Annotated in this window: 14 protein-coding genes and 1 tRNA gene; 10 read left to right on the forward strand and 5 right to left on the reverse strand. The window is 32.0% G+C overall.

Features of this window, described 5'->3' with window-relative positions; all coding sequences use genetic code 11:
• Window positions 1-268: 268 nt before the first annotated feature.
• Both AC5LW9_RS01705 and AC5LW9_RS01710 read left to right on the forward strand, forming a co-directional pair.
• The gene (locus AC5LW9_RS01705; protein WP_370528573.1) at window positions 269-949 is read left to right on the forward strand and encodes a response regulator transcription factor; all 681 of its coding nucleotides are present in this window, start codon (window positions 269-271) and stop codon (window positions 947-949) included.
• Between the two features lie 16 nt (window positions 950-965).
• Window positions 966-2,297, forward strand: a complete 1,332-nt coding sequence (locus tag AC5LW9_RS01710) for an ATP-binding protein (RefSeq protein ID WP_198227320.1) — start codon at window positions 966-968, stop codon at window positions 2,295-2,297.
• Here the strand turns inward: AC5LW9_RS01710 and AC5LW9_RS01715 are convergent.
• The gene (locus AC5LW9_RS01715; RefSeq protein ID WP_493456203.1) at window positions 2,278-3,030 is read right to left on the reverse strand and encodes a M15 family metallopeptidase; all 753 of its coding nucleotides are present in this window, start codon (window positions 3,028-3,030) and stop codon (window positions 2,278-2,280) included. The two genes, AC5LW9_RS01710 and AC5LW9_RS01715, sit on opposite strands and share 20 nt — an antisense overlap.
• A 100-nt stretch (window positions 3,031-3,130) precedes the next feature.
• Here AC5LW9_RS01715 and rlmN point away from each other — a divergent pair, with 100 nt between their 5' ends.
• The 3 genes from rlmN to AC5LW9_RS01730 are packed head-to-tail and all read left to right on the forward strand — an operon-like array spanning window position 3,131 to window position 5,574.
• Entirely contained in the window at window positions 3,131-4,312 is a 1,182-nt protein-coding gene (gene rlmN / locus AC5LW9_RS01720; protein ID WP_039129178.1) for a dual-specificity RNA methyltransferase RlmN, read from the forward strand.
• A gap of 26 nt (window positions 4,313-4,338) precedes the next feature.
• Window positions 4,339-4,953, forward strand: a complete 615-nt coding sequence (locus AC5LW9_RS01725; RefSeq protein WP_198227316.1) for a tetratricopeptide repeat protein — start codon at window positions 4,339-4,341, stop codon at window positions 4,951-4,953.
• Between the two features lie 45 nt (window positions 4,954-4,998).
• The gene (locus AC5LW9_RS01730) at window positions 4,999-5,574 is read left to right on the forward strand and encodes a manganese efflux pump MntP (protein WP_493456204.1); all 576 of its coding nucleotides are present in this window, start codon (window positions 4,999-5,001) and stop codon (window positions 5,572-5,574) included.
• Between the two features lie 87 nt (window positions 5,575-5,661).
• Here AC5LW9_RS01730 and groL read toward each other — a convergent pair whose 3' ends face one another.
• The 3 genes from groL to AC5LW9_RS01745 all read right to left on the reverse strand — a co-directional run bounded on the left by groL (window position 5,662) and on the right by AC5LW9_RS01745 (window position 8,232).
• Window positions 5,662-7,308 (reverse strand): chaperonin GroEL, encoded by a 1,647-nt coding sequence (gene groL, locus AC5LW9_RS01735; protein WP_039129166.1) that lies wholly within the window; start codon window positions 7,306-7,308, stop codon window positions 5,662-5,664.
• 47 nt (window positions 7,309-7,355) lie between these two features.
• Window positions 7,356-7,649, reverse strand: coding sequence for a co-chaperone GroES (locus tag AC5LW9_RS01740; RefSeq protein WP_034884480.1), 294 nt, complete (start codon window positions 7,647-7,649; stop codon window positions 7,356-7,358).
• A 145-nt stretch (window positions 7,650-7,794) separates the two neighbouring features.
• Window positions 7,795-8,232, reverse strand: coding sequence for an FxsA family protein (locus AC5LW9_RS01745; protein ID WP_334322987.1), 438 nt, complete (start codon window positions 8,230-8,232; stop codon window positions 7,795-7,797).
• 159 nt (window positions 8,233-8,391) lie between these two features.
• Between AC5LW9_RS01745 and AC5LW9_RS01750 the strand changes: the two genes are divergently transcribed.
• Window positions 8,392-8,467, forward strand: a tRNA-Phe gene (locus tag AC5LW9_RS01750).
• 499 nt (window positions 8,468-8,966) lie between these two features.
• Here the strand turns inward: AC5LW9_RS01750 and AC5LW9_RS01755 are convergent.
• Window positions 8,967-10,895: a BglG family transcription antiterminator gene (locus AC5LW9_RS01755; protein WP_334321326.1), complete on the reverse strand. Its 1,929-nt coding sequence runs from the start codon at window positions 10,893-10,895 to the stop codon at window positions 8,967-8,969.
• Window positions 10,896-11,065: 170 nt separating this feature from the next.
• Here AC5LW9_RS01755 and AC5LW9_RS01760 point away from each other — a divergent pair, with 170 nt between their 5' ends.
• From AC5LW9_RS01760 to mngB, 4 genes are read left to right on the forward strand one after another with little or no spacing between them, the layout of a single operon-like run.
• Entirely contained in the window at window positions 11,066-11,527 is a 462-nt protein-coding gene (locus tag AC5LW9_RS01760; RefSeq protein WP_493456205.1) for a PTS sugar transporter subunit IIA, read from the forward strand.
• Entirely contained in the window at window positions 11,524-11,841 is a 318-nt protein-coding gene (locus tag AC5LW9_RS01765) for a PTS fructose transporter subunit IIB (RefSeq protein WP_025316764.1), read from the forward strand. Before AC5LW9_RS01760 ends, AC5LW9_RS01765 begins: the two co-directional genes overlap by 4 nt.
• A 19-nt stretch (window positions 11,842-11,860) precedes the next feature.
• Window positions 11,861-12,958 (forward strand): PTS fructose transporter subunit IIC, encoded by a 1,098-nt coding sequence (locus AC5LW9_RS01770; protein WP_086288543.1) that lies wholly within the window; start codon window positions 11,861-11,863, stop codon window positions 12,956-12,958.
• Between the two features lie 21 nt (window positions 12,959-12,979).
• On the forward strand, window positions 12,980-15,676 hold the full coding sequence (mngB, locus tag AC5LW9_RS01775) for a mannosylglycerate hydrolase (RefSeq protein WP_493456584.1): 2,697 nt from the start codon (window positions 12,980-12,982) through the stop codon (window positions 15,674-15,676).
• Window positions 15,677-15,749: the final 73 nt, after the last annotated feature.

Genomic DNA, 15,749 nt, shown 5'->3' on the forward strand with positions numbered 1-15,749 from the left:
AGTGCCTATAATAAATAGTGCTGGATGGTGAAACATTTAATAAAAGATAACCATAATATTTAGTTTAAATTTTAATGTTAAGATTGCAAAGTAAATAATTAAATATGTTGCAATTTAATGTTAATCTAAACTTTTTATTTGGTTAAACCGTGAATTAAATAATCAGGAATTGTTCAAAATATGTAATATTTTAGTAAAATTACCTGACTTTTTTTTATTATTGTAATAATGTAATTACTATAAAATTAAATAATAATGGCTATGTATGATAAATATTTTGTTAATTGATGATGATGTCGAATTATCACAAATGCTTAGTGAATATCTAACCAATGAAGGTTTTAATATTAAAAGTGTTTATTTGGGTAAAGATGCTATTGATGAAGCATTATCGGGAAAATATCGTGCTGCAATTCTAGATGTAATGTTACCAGATATTAATGGTATTGACGTTCTTAAAAGTATACGTCAACACTGTAATATGCCCGTTATTATGTTAACCGCTAAAGGTGACAATATCGATCGTGTGTTAGGTTTAGAATTAGGTGCTGATGATTACATCCCTAAACCATGTTATCCTCGTGAATTATTAGCCCGATTACGTGCAGTTCTACGCCGTTTTGATGAACGACCAGTTGAGTTGGTGGATGATAAAAAATACCATTTTAATGGTTTAACATTAGATTTACCACAACGGTTATGTACATGGAATGGGCAGGTTATTGACTTAACATCGACCGAATTCAATTTATTAGTCTTATTGGTAAAAAATAGCGAACGTGTTGTGACTAAAGAAGAATTATCTGAAGTTGGACTTGGCCGCGCTCGAGAACTTTATGATCGTAGTGTTGATGTACATATTAGTAATATTCGTCAGAAATTATTTCAAGTTGCCCAAAATGACGTGACAATTGAAACCATTAGAGCTGTAGGTTACCGCATTCGTTAATAACAATAGGTTTGCTATGAATCGTCGATTATTTTGGAAAATACTTGTTGTATTTTGTGTGATGTTTTTTCTTACCTTTCAATTGACATGGATTGCATTTTCTGTCTATGTAGAAGGAAAAAATAAAAAAATTCTCAATCATATGCCGACTAAAGTCGATATGATTGCGCAATTATTGCATGTAGCAGGTGAAGAAGATACGCTTAATTTTATTGCACATTTACCCGAACGTGAGCGTATATTGTTGTCAATAAAATTGGTCTCTCCTCAAAATGATCAAGTTAATATTCTAAACGATGAATTAGAATCTCCGAATTATATGTACCAACGTTCAGCCGTTGCCCCTGATGGAACACTGTATTCTGTTTCGTTTAAAAAAGAAGAAATAAATACTCAGTTCCAAAATATACTGTTTAATATGCCGATGCCTATTACACTAGCGGGAATTTTTGTTGGGCTTACGTTAAGTCTTACTTTAGCTTGGAATTTAACTAAACCAATGCGATTATTAAGGCAGGCCTTTTTTCAAGTATCACAAGGTAATCTTTCGGTTCGATTGTTTGATAAGCTAGAATATCGGCATGATGAAATAAGTGAAGTGGGTAAAGATTTTGATATGATGGTTGAACAACTCAATATCTTGATCTCAGATCGTCAATCATTGCTGCATGACGTATCACACGAACTTAGAACACCATTGGCACGTTTACAGTTAGCTATTGGGCTTGCCCAGCAAAATAAACAAAATATCGATACTTGTTTAGCAAGAATAGAACTGGAATCTGAACGATTAGATCAGCTAATTGGCGAAATATTAAAATATTCTCGTTCTGAAATGAACAATCGTAATGATGAAGAATATTTTGACTTGAAAGATTTATTAAGTGTGGTGATCAGTGATGCTAATTATGAAGCAAATCACCAACAGATTGATGTACATTTTATCCCTTCAACAATTAATCATTCGATTGTCAAAGGCAATTCGGAACAGATACGTCGTGCAATTGAAAACATTATTCGTAATGCGATTCGTTTTTCTGAAGCAGGGCAGGCTATTGAGGTCTCATTAAAAGAAACCAACAAATACTTACAAATAGAAGTTAAAGATCGCGGACCGGGTGTTGAATGGAATAAATTATCCAGCATTTTTGAACCATTTGTCCGTATTCAGTCACCACAACTTGGCAAAGGTTATGGACTGGGATTAGCGATTGCTCGAAAGACCGTTGTTATGCACAACGGTACTATTAAGGCAGCAAATCGAGAAGGTGGTGGACTTGTTGTTACTATATATTTACCTTATTGGCGTAAATATCAAACACTTGCACCTAGTAACAATCACTATTAACAGATAATACATACTCTTTAACTAATTCTGTTAATTTAATTTTATCATGCCCTGTAAAGTTCAGGGTTTGTATAACTTTATTAGGATCACTGTCTAATATCGCTTTATACTTCGCAATATATTGACTGGCAATAGGTTTGTATGACCAATGCCACTCTTCAGGAAGATATCCACCTTTACGACCTTCGTTAAAAGCCTGACAAAAACCATACTTAGGCATATTTTCTTGTAACCATTTATAAAGAATAATGCCTTTTTTATCTTGCTTAAAAAATTCAGATGACAAGCTAGTAATATCAATGTCTGTTCCCCAATGATGCCTTGACGTGCCAGGCATGGATGAAAATTTTAAAATTTCCGCAGCAACGTTTTGTGGATCATCCATTTTTTGCAACAATGCATCCCATTTGCGTTGCCAAATGCCATTTTGATAAGTGTAATTACGAGTTGCACTGACTACAATAAAAGGAATATCTGGATGTATCTTTTTAAAATCATTATAAGCTTTGATCAGTTGTTCTGCTGGCTCTTTTTGTAGATACATTCCTTTTTTATTAACAGGTAACACTGTCGAATCTAATGCTATAAAATCGCTGTCTTTTTTTTCGTCAAATTGACCGGTAAGTTTACTTAATGGAATTGAATGTGCCATAGTAATTGTCGAGTATAAAAATAGAGTTGATATCAATGCAAAATTGAGAATTACTTTTAATTTTACTGTTTTTATTATCATTTTGAGTTTCTATAATATTCTATTAGCCAGATAATGTGAAAACCAGTATAATCCTTTCCCTAAAAATTGAAATAGCCATAATGTGTAAAAACGAGGCCTTATGTTAAAACCAGCTACATCCAGCACGTCTGTAACTAATTCAGATGCTGCAAATACAATCAATGTTAATTCAACACAAGAAAAAATAAATCTACTTAATTTTACGCGTCAGCAATTGCGTGATTTTTTTATATCGCTTGGGGAAAAACCCTTTAGAGCCGATCAAGTTATGAAATGGATCTACCATTTTGGTATCGATGACTTCGATCAAATGACTGATATTAATAAAAAACTACGTGAACAGTTAAAAACCTTGGCTGAAATTAAAGCGCCTAAAATTGCTATTGAACAGCGTTCATCTGATGGTACCATTAAATGGGCGTTAGATGTGGGAAATAATCAGATGATTGAATCTGTGTATATTCCTGAGCGAGACCGTGCTACATTATGTGTTTCATCACAGGTGGGCTGTGCGCTGGAATGTAAATTCTGTTCAACCGCTCAACAAGGTTTTAATCGCAATTTAACCGTTTCTGAAATTATTGGCCAAGTTTGGCGAGCATCCAATGCTATTGGTGTCACAGGTAAATTAGCTGACAGACCTATCACTAATGTTGTTATGATGGGGATGGGCGAACCTTTATTAAATTTATCTAACGTAGCGCCTGCAATGGAAATTATGTTAGATGATTTTGGCTATGGTTTATCAAAAAGACGAGTAACACTTTCAACCTCTGGTGTAGTACCCGCTTTAGATAAATTGGCAGGAATGATTGATGTTGCATTAGCGATTTCACTTCATGCTCCCAATGATGAGATCCGCAGTGAAATTATGCCAATCAACCAAAAATATAATATGGCAATGCTACGTGATTCAATTTTACGTTACCTTTCAACATCAAATGCCAATCACGGTAAAGTAACTATTGAATATGTTTTACTGAATCAAATTAATGATAGTGTTGAGCATGCCCATGAACTGGCGAAGTTCTTGAAAAATGTGCCAAGTAAAATCAATTTAATTCCATGGAATCCATTCCCTGGAGCACCTTATTCTCGTTGTTCAAATACAAGAATTGATAGATTTATGAAAACATTAATGGGTTATGGTTTCACAGTAATTGTTCGTAAAACACGCGGAGATGATATTGATGCAGCTTGCGGGCAACTTGCTGGTGAAGTAGTTGATCGCACGAAACGAACCCTTTATAAAAAGCAAAATCTTGTTCAGAAAACAGCATAATCTTCTAATATAAAAAGGAAGGATAAATGAAAAAATCGCTAATAGTATTAAGCTGTTTTGCCATGCTAATGTTAGCAGGTTGTCAAACTAGTAACAGAGAAGAGTTTGACCCAGAGACCGCGGCATTAGCAAGAATGCGATTAGGACTAGGCTATTTAGCTAAAGCGAACGAATCGGAAGAAAATGTTAAAGCTGCACATTATAATCTAAAATTAGCGTCTCAATATTCGCCTAACAATCCACAAGTGATGTTAGCAATGGCAATGTTTGATCAACATGTTGGCGAATATGATGAAGCTGAAATGATTTACAAACGTATCACACTAATGCAGCCAGGTAACGGTTTATATCGTGTTCATTATGGCTCTTTTCTGTGTGGTAGAGATCGTTATCAAGAAGCTCAAAAACAATTTGAACAAAGCCTTGAGCTAGACAGACACCGTTGGAAAGCTGATGCCTATGAGCAATATGGTTATTGCGCTATCCAAAATGGAGATAAAAAAATAGCAGATCTTATGTTCAAACAACTTTTTGAATATGATTCTAGTCGTCGAAGTAGTGTAATAAAAACAGCTGAAATTTATGAAAATAAAGGTGATCAAAATATCGCAAACTATCTATTTTTAGTATCAAAAAAATAAATCATAAAAATTAAAATAAATATTTTAGAAGCAAGAGTAAGTGTCATGAGTTTATTGACTATTATGTTATTAGCGCTGGCAATGTCGAGCGATGCCTTTGCTGTCGCTTTGTGTCGTGGTATATCTCTAAAATCCACCCCATTTTTAGGTGCGTTAAAAATTGGTGTCTTATTTGGCATTATTGAGGCGATGACTCCACTACTTGGTTGGTTAATTGGTTATATTGCCTTGCAATATATCGAAAAATGGGATCATTGGGTAGTGTTTGCTATCATGTTGTTTTTAGGTATTAACATGATTTATAGCAGCCTAAAATCATCAGATGAAGACGGTCAAGAAGAACCTATATCATCAAATAGAAAATCCTTTTTCATGTTAATCTTTACCGCTATATCAACGAGCATTGATGCATTTGCCGTTGGGGTAGGTTTAGCAATGGCGAATGTTAATATCTATTTTACTGCGTCAATGATTGGGCTGGCAACTTGTGTGATGGTGACAACAGGTCTGCTATTAGGTAAGAAAATAGGGTGTGTTGTAGGCAAAAAAGCTGAGCTATTTGGAGGATTAGTGCTGATCGCAATCGGTGTAATCACACTTTATCAGCATTTAACAACCTAATTTCAATATTTTATAAAACTGCTTTAGATATAAAAAAAACCACTCACATATTGGAGTGGTTTTTTATTGGATGAATAATAGGGGAAATTACATCATTCCGCCCATTCCTCCCATGCCGCCCATACCACCAGCAGCACCTAAATCAGCTTTATCATCTTTAGGTAAATCAGTAACCATACATTCAGTTGTGATCATAAGACCTGCTACTGATGCAGCATATTGTAATGCGCTACGAGTTACTTTAGTTGGATCTAAAATACCCATGGCAATCATATCACCATACTCTTCAGTTGATGCATTGTAGCCATAGTTACCTTTACCACCTTTAACCGCATTAACAACAACAGAAGCTTCTTCACCACAGTTAGTAACGATTTGACGTAATGGTGCTTCCATCGCGCGAAGAGCTACTTTAATACCAACGTTTTGATCTTCGTTTGCACCTTTAAGATCTAAAATCGCAGAAGCAGCTCTAACTAATGCAACACCACCACCAGCAACAACACCTTCTTCAACGGCTGCGCGAGTCGCATGTAATGCATCTTCTACACGTGCTTTTTTCTCTTTCATTTCAACTTCAGTTGCTGCACCAACTTTAATTACTGCAACACCGCCAGCTAATTTAGCAACACGTTCTTGAAGTTTTTCTTTATCGTAGTCAGAAGTTGATTCTTCAATTTGTTTACGAATTTGTTCAACACGTGCATTAATTAATGATTCTTCACCAACACCATCAATGATAGTTGTGTTATCTTTGTTGATTACAACGCGTTTTGCTTGACCTAAATCTTCAAGTGTTGCTTTTTCAAGCTCTAAACCGATTTCTTCTGAAATAACTGTACCTGAAGTTAAGATAGCAATATCTTGTAACATTGCTTTACGACGATCACCAAAACCAGGCGCTTTAACCGCGGCAACTTTAACAATACCGCGCATAGTATTCACAACTAAAGTCGCTAATGCTTCGCCTTCAACATCTTCAGCGATAATTAATAGTGATTTACCTGCTTTAGCAACCGCTTCTAATACTGGTAATAATTCACGGATGTTAGAGATTTTTTTATCAGCTAATAAAATATATGGGCTGTCTAATTCAACAGTAGCTGTTTCTGGTTTATTGATGAAATATGGTGATAAATAACCACGGTCAAACTGCATACCTTCAACAACATCAAGCTCGTCTTGTAAACCAGTACCATCTTCAACAGTGATAACACCTTCTTTACCTACTCTTTCCATTGCTTGAGCAATTAAAGTACCAACCGTTTCATCAGAGTTTGCTGAAATAGTACCAACTTGCGCAATCGCTTTAGAATCAGCACATGGTGAAGATAATTTTTTAAGCTCTTCAACTGCAGCAACCACAGCTTTATCAATACCACGTTTTAAATCCATTGGATTCATGCCCGCAGCAACAGCTTTTAAACCTTCATTAACGATAGCTTGAGCAAGTACTGTTGCTGTTGTTGTACCGTCACCCGCTGCATCATTTGCTTTTGAAGCAACTTCTTTAACCATTTGTGCACCCATGTTTTCGAATTTATCTTCTAATTCGATTTCACGAGCAACTGACACACCATCTTTAGTAATAGTTGGGGCACCAAATGATTTATCTAATACAACATTACGTCCTTTTGGACCTAAAGTTACTTTAACTGCATCAGCTAATACATTCACACCTTTGAGCATTTTAGCACGAGCGTCATTTCCAAATTTTACATCTTTAGCTGCCATCTTCGTATTTCTCCTAAATTCTGTATATAAGTTAAATTATTTGCCAGTTATGCTTCAACAATGGCTAAAATATCGGTTTCTGATAGGATAAGCACTTCTTCGTTATCGATTTTTTCTGTTTTAACGCCATATCCTTCATTGAAAATTACGATATCACCAACTTTAACATCTAATGGCTGAACTTGACCATTTTCCAAAATGCGACCATTACCAACAGCTAAAACCTCACCACGTGTTGATTTACCAGCAGCTGAACCAGTTAAAACAATACCGCCAGCTGATTTTGATTCTACTTCTTTGCGTTTAATGATCACACGATCATGCAATGGACGAATTTTCATTAGTTATCTCCTAGCACTAATTTTTACTTAAATAATTATTAACAATAAATCATAAAAATATGATATGTATTATATAGTGCACAATACATGGGGATTATTTTAAATTCTTCAAGAGAATAAAATAAAAAAAAATCCAATTGATTATTTATTCATCACCCTTTCGTTCGAATTCCCCTTCAATAACATCATTCATTTGTGTATTGCTGTTAGAATAAAATGAATAAAATTTAGAAGGTAATTTCCCAATAATAAAGCGAACAATATATTCTTGAACCCACGGAATTAACATAATGGCACCAAGAATGTCAGTTAAAAAACCTGGAATAAGTAATAAAAAGCCGGCAAATAATAAAGATACGCTCTTAATAATTTCATCTTTAGGACTTTGTTGATTAGCAATTTTTTGTTGCATAATACTTAGATTTCTTAAACCTTGTTTTTTTATTAATGAAAGCCCAATAATTGAAGTGGCAATAATCCCAATCAAAGCAAGAAAAACACCAATTGAATCAGCAACTGTTATAAAGAAACTCACTTCAAAATAAGCATAAATAAAAAAAATAATAAAACCAAAAACTCGCATATAAAAATTCCTCTAAATATAGAGTGATATTATTCTAACTAAACTATTAATATAGTGGCAATTAGTTAAATTTCAACCAATCAGTATGTATTTTTAAAAATATCTTATAAAAGGGATTGACGGATAATCGAGAATCGTGTTTAATACACCTCCATTGTTGCCCGGATAGCTCAGTCGGTAGAGCAGGGGATTGAAAATCCCCGTGTCCGTGGTTCGATTCCGCGTCCGGGCACCAATTCCAAAAAAGACACCAGCTTAAAGCTGGTTTTTTTATGTCTAAAGCTTTTTCAAAACTACCTTTCAAGGAACTTTCTTTGTCCACTGACGTCAACTGAGATTACCCCATATCAAGTGCAAAATCGGATACAAACCCGGATACAAATATCTTATTGATTCATGATAAATTATTTTATAACAATAGGTTAAAATTTATTATCTATACCGTATACGGGAATAGATAAAATAAAGTATCTCTTAGTATAGAAAACTTCTTTTAAAAAATCAGGGATCTTTTCAGATTGTTTTGCAAGACCATTAAAAATTGCATCACTGATATGTAAAGGGTGATGGTTTGATAATTGAGATTTGATCTGTGAAATAAACACTAGGCATGAGCGATTTAAACTCAATAAACATTCCTCTGGCCAGATTTTCATCTAGTCCAACGTGTTTACCCATCGTAATAAAATGTTGATGGTTACAATAAAGTCCATTTACAATGAATTATAATTAACCTATAAAATACTTAGTAAATTTTTAAATTCATGGAATGTATAAGCTTTTAATAATTGTTTTGTCATGGCTTTATCATCAATTAAATTTAATATTAGATCATATAAATTATCTGTAATTTCATTATCAGTTTTCGATATTGCAAGTAAAAATATAAAATTACATTTTTTATCTTTCTCCCATTGTATCCCATTCGGAAATATAGCAACTGATACTCTTGATCTGTTTGCAATCATTGTCATAGAATGAGGTATAGCAATGACATCATTAATCAATGTTGTCTGTAAGCTCTCTCTTTCTAACACACTAGACACAAAATCCTCTGAGACAATATTTTGTTTTTCTAGATCAACTGCCATTTTTACTAATAAGTCTTTTTTAGATAATTTATCAGTGTCAAAGTAATAAAAATTTTCAGGATTAAAAAGTTGCATAACATTATTATTAATTTGATCATCGGTTAGATAATATTTTAAATCATCAATTGCTTTATCTATATTTGACATATCAATGTAAACAGTGGGAGTATTTTCTTGAGTAAATGGAAGTGTGGTAATTGTTAGATCTATGTCACTTATATTTGATAATTGAAATTCAGCATAGGAGTATGTTTTTTTTATATTAAATTTATTTGGGAATTTTTTATTTATTTTTGATTCTATAATTTTGCTCATTGCAAAGCCACCACCACAGACGATAATCACATTAAGCTGTTGAGTTTTTGCTTTATGTCTTTCAATAGCGCCAGCTATGTGTAGTGCTATATATCCGACTTCATCTTCAGAAAAAAAGATATTGTATTTTTTACCAATTACGCCTAGATGGGTTAAACTTAAACTATAGGCAAATGGGAAAGAATTTATTATTGTACTGAGTATTGGATTTTTTCTTTCTTTATCTATTGAACTAATTTTAATAAAATTCTCAATATGGTTAACTAAATCTTCAAATAAGATCTTATCTTTAGTCCAATTAAGATTAGATGTCTCATATATTGATGTTAATAATTCATCAACGATGATCGACGATTCAGATGGGTGATTTTTAGGGTTTTTGATTAATCTAGGTACATTAATGGATAAAGTTAGAATAAAATAGTTGATTTCATTAATGGGTAATGTGATTGAGAATGAGTTTTCTATTTCTTTAAGAAATAAATATATTGCATCTAATGCATGATCCATTAACTTTGGAACTTCAATGGATATTTCATTAATTGTTAATCCTTCTTTTACTCTAGCTATTGCCAATGCAATAGTCGATATTATATTTTTATGATAAAAATCAGAGTCTAATAATTGTAGAGAATATAAGTGTTTTGATTCTAATGTTTTTAATAAATCTAAATCAATATTTGTCAAAAACAACTTTTCTAAGTCCGTGAATCCAACCAAATAAGATTGTAAATCGTTAATCAAAAATAAATCTAATATAGCTTTTCGTTTATCGTATTCTGTGCCAATAACTTTAAATCCAGTATTTGTATTATTAATTAGTTTTAAATTATAGTTTGATAATGTTTTACGTATATTTTTCAAGTACATATATAATGTATTTTTACTTATACATAAATGTTCCATTAATTCATAAACAGAATAATATTTTAGCTCATTCAATAATAAAGCGAATAAATAATTCTGACGTTCTTTTAAAGAGCCTAATAAACTATAGCCTTCAGTTTTATTAAAATTACCCCACCAGTCGATGATTTTTTTTTCATCTTCACAATCTAAGATATAACCTTTTTGTCTTATTAATTTTATTTTGGCATTTTTATTAATTAAATAATCATTTAGGTTAGAAATATCTGTGCGAATAGTTCGTTCAGACACATTAATTGTGGACGCAATATCTTTAATTAATATGGGCTCTTTTTTAAGTAAAAAAAAATCAAATAAATCATCTAACCGTTGGTACGAAAATTTACTCATAGTAATAAGAGGCCTCATTTAAAAAATCACTACCAATATGATATTACTTCTAGAAAAAAAGATAGTACATTAATTTTCCAAAATAAAATGAAAATGTATGGATATGCTTTTTTATAACATCTCTTATTATATTAATTAATCCATTTTATTTAATTAAAGGTACTAAAGTAATGAATCTTTCAGAAAATAATATTTTTTTAAATTTAAACGTAGAAAGTAGAGATGAGTTATTTGATTTTTTATCAAGTAATGCTTTTAAGCATAATTACGTCAATGATATTAAAAAAACTATGGAAGCATTTATTGATAGAGAAAAAGCATCATCGACAGGATTGATTGATGGGTTTGCAATTCCTCATGCAAAAGATGACTCTGTCATTACTCCAACTGTATTTTTTGCAAAATTAGCTAAACCAATAGAATGGGAAACATTTGATGAGAGTAATGTTCAATATGTTTTTGCTTTATTCGTGCCTAAAAATGAGGCTGGCACTACCCATATTATGATGATAAGTAAACTAGCTACAGCTTTAATGGAAGATGATTTTAAAAATGAAATAAAAGCTTCAACAGATATAAATAAAATTATATCACTAATCAGTAAGGAAATGACAAGAGGGGTATTAGTATGAAAATTGTTGGTATTTCAGCCTGCCCAGCAGGACTAGCGCACACTCCTATGGCTGCTAAAGCATTAGAGAATGCAGGTAAAAAATTAGGTTATGATGTAAAAATTGAGCAACAAGGATCTTTAGGACAAGTTAATAAAATTTCACAAGCTGAAGTTGATGAAGCTGATTTTGTTTTATTAGCAACAGATCAAAAAGTAATAGATATGGATAGATTTAAAGATAAGCCTCAATTAAAAGTTAGTATTGCCACTTGTATTAAGGCTCCTGAAGCAGTTTTAAAAAAATGTGTGAATATCATAGAAAGTAGAAAATAACTAAATAAGAGAAATTAATATGAAAAAAATAATGTTTGAGTTGAAAGGGCATTTGATGAGTGGCATTAGTTTTGTTCTACCATTAATTATCGGAGCTTCTTTAGTAATTGCTATTCCCAAAATGATAGCATTATCTATGGGTATTACTAGTCTAGATATTTTTAAAGATAGTTCTGGTTTTGAGCACTTTCTTTATTTGATAGAACAAGTGGGTTGGGTAGGTATAGCATTAATAAATACAGTATTAGCTGGTTTTATTGCATATTCTATTGGTGATAAGGCTGCAATTGGTGCTGGATTTATTGGTGGAGCTGTTGCTAGTTCAACTAATGCTGGATTTTTAGGTGCGGTGATTGCTGGATTTTTAGCTGGCTATTTAGTTAAATGGGCAAAAAATAAAATTCATCTACCTGCATCATTTTCAGGCGTAATGCCACTGGTTATTCTACCTTTAATTGCTACTTTATCTGTAGCTATCATTATGGGAGCTGTTTTATCTGAACCACTAGCTTTGATTAACACAGGATTAGTTAATTGGATCAGAAGTATGATAGCGAATGATGTCAGCCAACTATTATTAGCTATTATTCTTGGGGGAATGATCGCTTCTGATTTAGGTGGCCCAATAAATAAAGCTGCATGGATGGCAGGAAATGTGTTATTAATTGAACAGATTTATATGCCAGCAATCATGGTTAATATTGCTATTTGTGCTGTTCCTATGGGATATGCTTTTGCAACGTTATTCCATAAGAAAAAATTTAATGCTGAATTATTAGATGCAGGCCGGAATAATTTTGTGATGGGATTTATTGGTATTACCGAAGGTGCAATACCATTTACTTTAGTAAACCCATTAAAGTTAGTACCAATTAATATTATTGGTGGAGCTATAGCATCAGGTTTAGGTGTTTTATTAGGGATGTTTGACAAGATGCCACCTGTTGGCGGTGTTTATGGTTTCTTTACTGTCGGAAATGGCTGGGCATATTTAGTCGGTCTATTTGTTGGTGCTGCTTTCATCGGTTTTTTTGCGCCATTGTTTGTTAACTTTAAAAGAGATGATGAGCAAGAATTAATAGATATTGATGATATTGAGATCAGCATTGAAAATTAAATTTAATTTAAATAGGCCAAAATAATGAAAAAAGTACATGTAGTTCCGCATACTCATTGGGATAGAGAGTGGTATTTCACAACTAGTCGCTCTAAAGTATATTTGATGCATGATTTTAAAAGAGTCATTGAATTATTAGAAGATGAAAATGGATATGATTCATTTTTATTAGATGGTCAAGCATCTCTTTTAGATGATTATCTCAAATGGAGACCGCAAGATAAACATAGAATAGAATCACTAGTAAAAAAGGGTAAGTTAATTATAGGTCCTTGGTATACTCAAACAGATCAGTTGGTGATATCTGGTGAAAGTATTATCAGAAATATGCAATATGGTATAAGAATTTGTAGTGAATTTGGTGGATATATGCCAGTTGGTTATGTTCCAGATTCATTTGGTCAATCGTCAAGCATGCCTCAAATTTACTTAGAATTCGGCATTAAAGATACAATGTTTTGGCGCGGAGTTAGTGATGATGAAGTCAAAAAAACAGAGTATAGATGGAAAGGAGAAGATGGTTCAATTGTAAATGTATTCCAAATTCCTAGTGGTTATTACATTGGCGGAGCTATTCCTGAGGATTCGCAAGAACTAGCAACTTATTTGAAACAAGATCCTTTTAGAAAAACATGGGCAAGAAGTTCAACTAATCATGTTTTTTTCCCTAATGGATTTGATCAAGCTCCACCAAGAGAAAATCTATTAGAATTAATAGCTAGAATGAATGAATTATATAAAGATGAGTTTGAATTAGAAATATCTACTATAGAAAACTATATAAATGCTATAAAAAATGAAAACCCAGACTTAGAAGAAATTAGTGGTGAGTTAATTAATGGAAAATTAATGAGAATTCATAAAACTATTTTTTCTTCGCGATCAGATTTAAAACAGTTAAATACACAAACTCAAAACTATCTTGTTAATATAATGGAACCTATTTTAAGTATTTCTATGTCATTAGGTTTCGAATATCCAGTAGAAACAGTTCGTGAAATATGGAAATTGATGTTTGAAAATGCTGCGCATGATTCGATAGGTTCGTGTGTATCTGATTCTGCTAATGAAGATATCTATATGCGCTACAAACAAATTAGGGATATTTCGGAGAACTTGATAGAGCTTACAATGAGAAATATATCGATGAGAATTGATAATTTTTCTGGTAAAGAAATCACTCTAACTGTATTTAATACTTTTAATAAATCTAGAAGTGGAATTATTGAAGCAGATGTTTATTTACCACAAGAAGATTTTAGAATATTAGATCAACAAGGTATGGAGATTCCCTATACAATTTTAGAATTAGTAGATCAGACACAATATGTTCTTAATCAAGGAAATATTCTTAACCCAAGTAAAAAAATATATATTCCAAAGAAAGTATATAAAGCAAAAATTGCGTTAGAATCATCTAATCTACCTGGCTTAGGTTATAACCAACTAACGCTAGATTTGAATGGCAGTACACATAAAAAAATCAAACAAAAATCTACTAATGTAATTGAAAATAGTTACTATACAATTAATGTTAATAAGAATGGTTCTTTAGACATTTTAGATAAAAAATCAAATGTAACCTATAAAAATCAAGCTATTATAGAAGATAATGGTGATGATGGGGATTCTTTTAATTATTCACCTCCGGTTAACGATTTAGTTGTTTATTCTACAGATTTTTCACCTACGATAACGATAAAAGAATCAGATATCGTTAGTATGGTTTGTATAGATTTTGAAATGTTAGTACCTAAAAATCTACAAGAAAGATCACAAAGAAAATGTACAACTTTATTACCAATCACATTAAATTTAACCATTAAAAAAGATTCTCCTTTAATTGATTTTTCATTACAAGTAGATAATACATTAGTTGATAGCCATCGAGTATGTGTATCTTTTGATACAAGTATTGCATCTAAATTTTCAACGGCAGATCATCAATTTGGTGTAATAAAAAGATCGGTTCTATTTGAAAAAGAAATGAGCTTATGGGAGCAAAATAAAAACTCTTGGAGTGAGCAACCTATAGCAATCGAAACTTGCCAAACTTTTGTAACTTTATCTGATGAAAATAAAGGGGTTGCAGTCGTACCCAAAGGGGTTCGAGAATATGAAATCATTGGCGATGATTACAGTATTATACGATTAACTATATTTAGAACATATGGTTTTATGGGAAAAGAGAATTTAATGTACAGACCAGGACGAGCTTCTGGTGAAACAACTATTAAAACTCCTAATGCCCAGTGTCATAAATATATGACATATTCGTTTTCGGTTTTTTATTATTCTGAATCATTTAACTCTTCAAATGTTGCGGAGTTAGCAAAACAAATATTATCACCAGTTCAAGTTTACCAAATAGCAGATTTTTTAAACTCAAGATTAATATTTACATTATCAGATGTAAATAAAACACTTCCTGTCACTTTTAGTATGATGGAAACCAGCGGAGATTTAATTTTAAGTGTTATAAAGAAAGCTGAAGAGAGACCGGGTTATATTTTAAGATTTTATAATGGTAAATATAAACAGATTAGTCATTCAACAATTAAGTTTAAGCATAAAATTAAACTAGCTGAAAAAGTTAATCTTCAAGAACATTGCTTAGATAATATAGATATATTTAATAATAGTATTGATATTAAAGGTATTGAGCACGCTAAGTTTGTTACGATTTATATCGAATTTGAAAATGAATTAACTCATTAATAAAGCGAATAAAATTTAGCCAATATGGATGATATTGGCTAAATTATTTATAGATATATTATCTAAAATAATA

The organism is Gilliamella sp. LMG 34360 (genome assembly GCF_984568995.1).

Coding starts and splice junctions, on each gene's coding strand:
- AC5LW9_RS01710 (WP_198227320.1), top strand. CDS start 966: ATGAATCGTCGATTATTTTGGAAAATACTTGTTGTATTTTGTGTGATG.
- AC5LW9_RS01715 (WP_493456203.1), bottom strand. CDS start 3,030: ATGATAATAAAAACAGTAAAATTAAAAGTAATTCTCAATTTTGCATTG.
- rlmN (WP_039129178.1), top strand. CDS start 3,131: ATGTTAAAACCAGCTACATCCAGCACGTCTGTAACTAATTCAGATGCT.
- AC5LW9_RS01725 (WP_198227316.1), top strand. CDS start 4,339: ATGAAAAAATCGCTAATAGTATTAAGCTGTTTTGCCATGCTAATGTTA.
- AC5LW9_RS01730 (WP_493456204.1), top strand. CDS start 4,999: ATGAGTTTATTGACTATTATGTTATTAGCGCTGGCAATGTCGAGCGAT.
- groL (WP_039129166.1), bottom strand. CDS start 7,308: ATGGCAGCTAAAGATGTAAAATTTGGAAATGACGCTCGTGCTAAAATG.
- AC5LW9_RS01740 (WP_034884480.1), bottom strand. CDS start 7,649: ATGAAAATTCGTCCATTGCATGATCGTGTGATCATTAAACGCAAAGAA.
- AC5LW9_RS01745 (WP_334322987.1), bottom strand. CDS start 8,232: ATGCGAGTTTTTGGTTTTATTATTTTTTTTATTTATGCTTATTTTGAA.
- AC5LW9_RS01755 (WP_334321326.1), bottom strand. CDS start 10,895: ATGAGTAAATTTTCGTACCAACGGTTAGATGATTTATTTGATTTTTTT.
- AC5LW9_RS01760 (WP_493456205.1), top strand. CDS start 11,066: ATGAATCTTTCAGAAAATAATATTTTTTTAAATTTAAACGTAGAAAGT.
- AC5LW9_RS01765 (WP_025316764.1), top strand. CDS start 11,524: ATGAAAATTGTTGGTATTTCAGCCTGCCCAGCAGGACTAGCGCACACT.
- AC5LW9_RS01770 (WP_086288543.1), top strand. CDS start 11,861: ATGAAAAAAATAATGTTTGAGTTGAAAGGGCATTTGATGAGTGGCATT.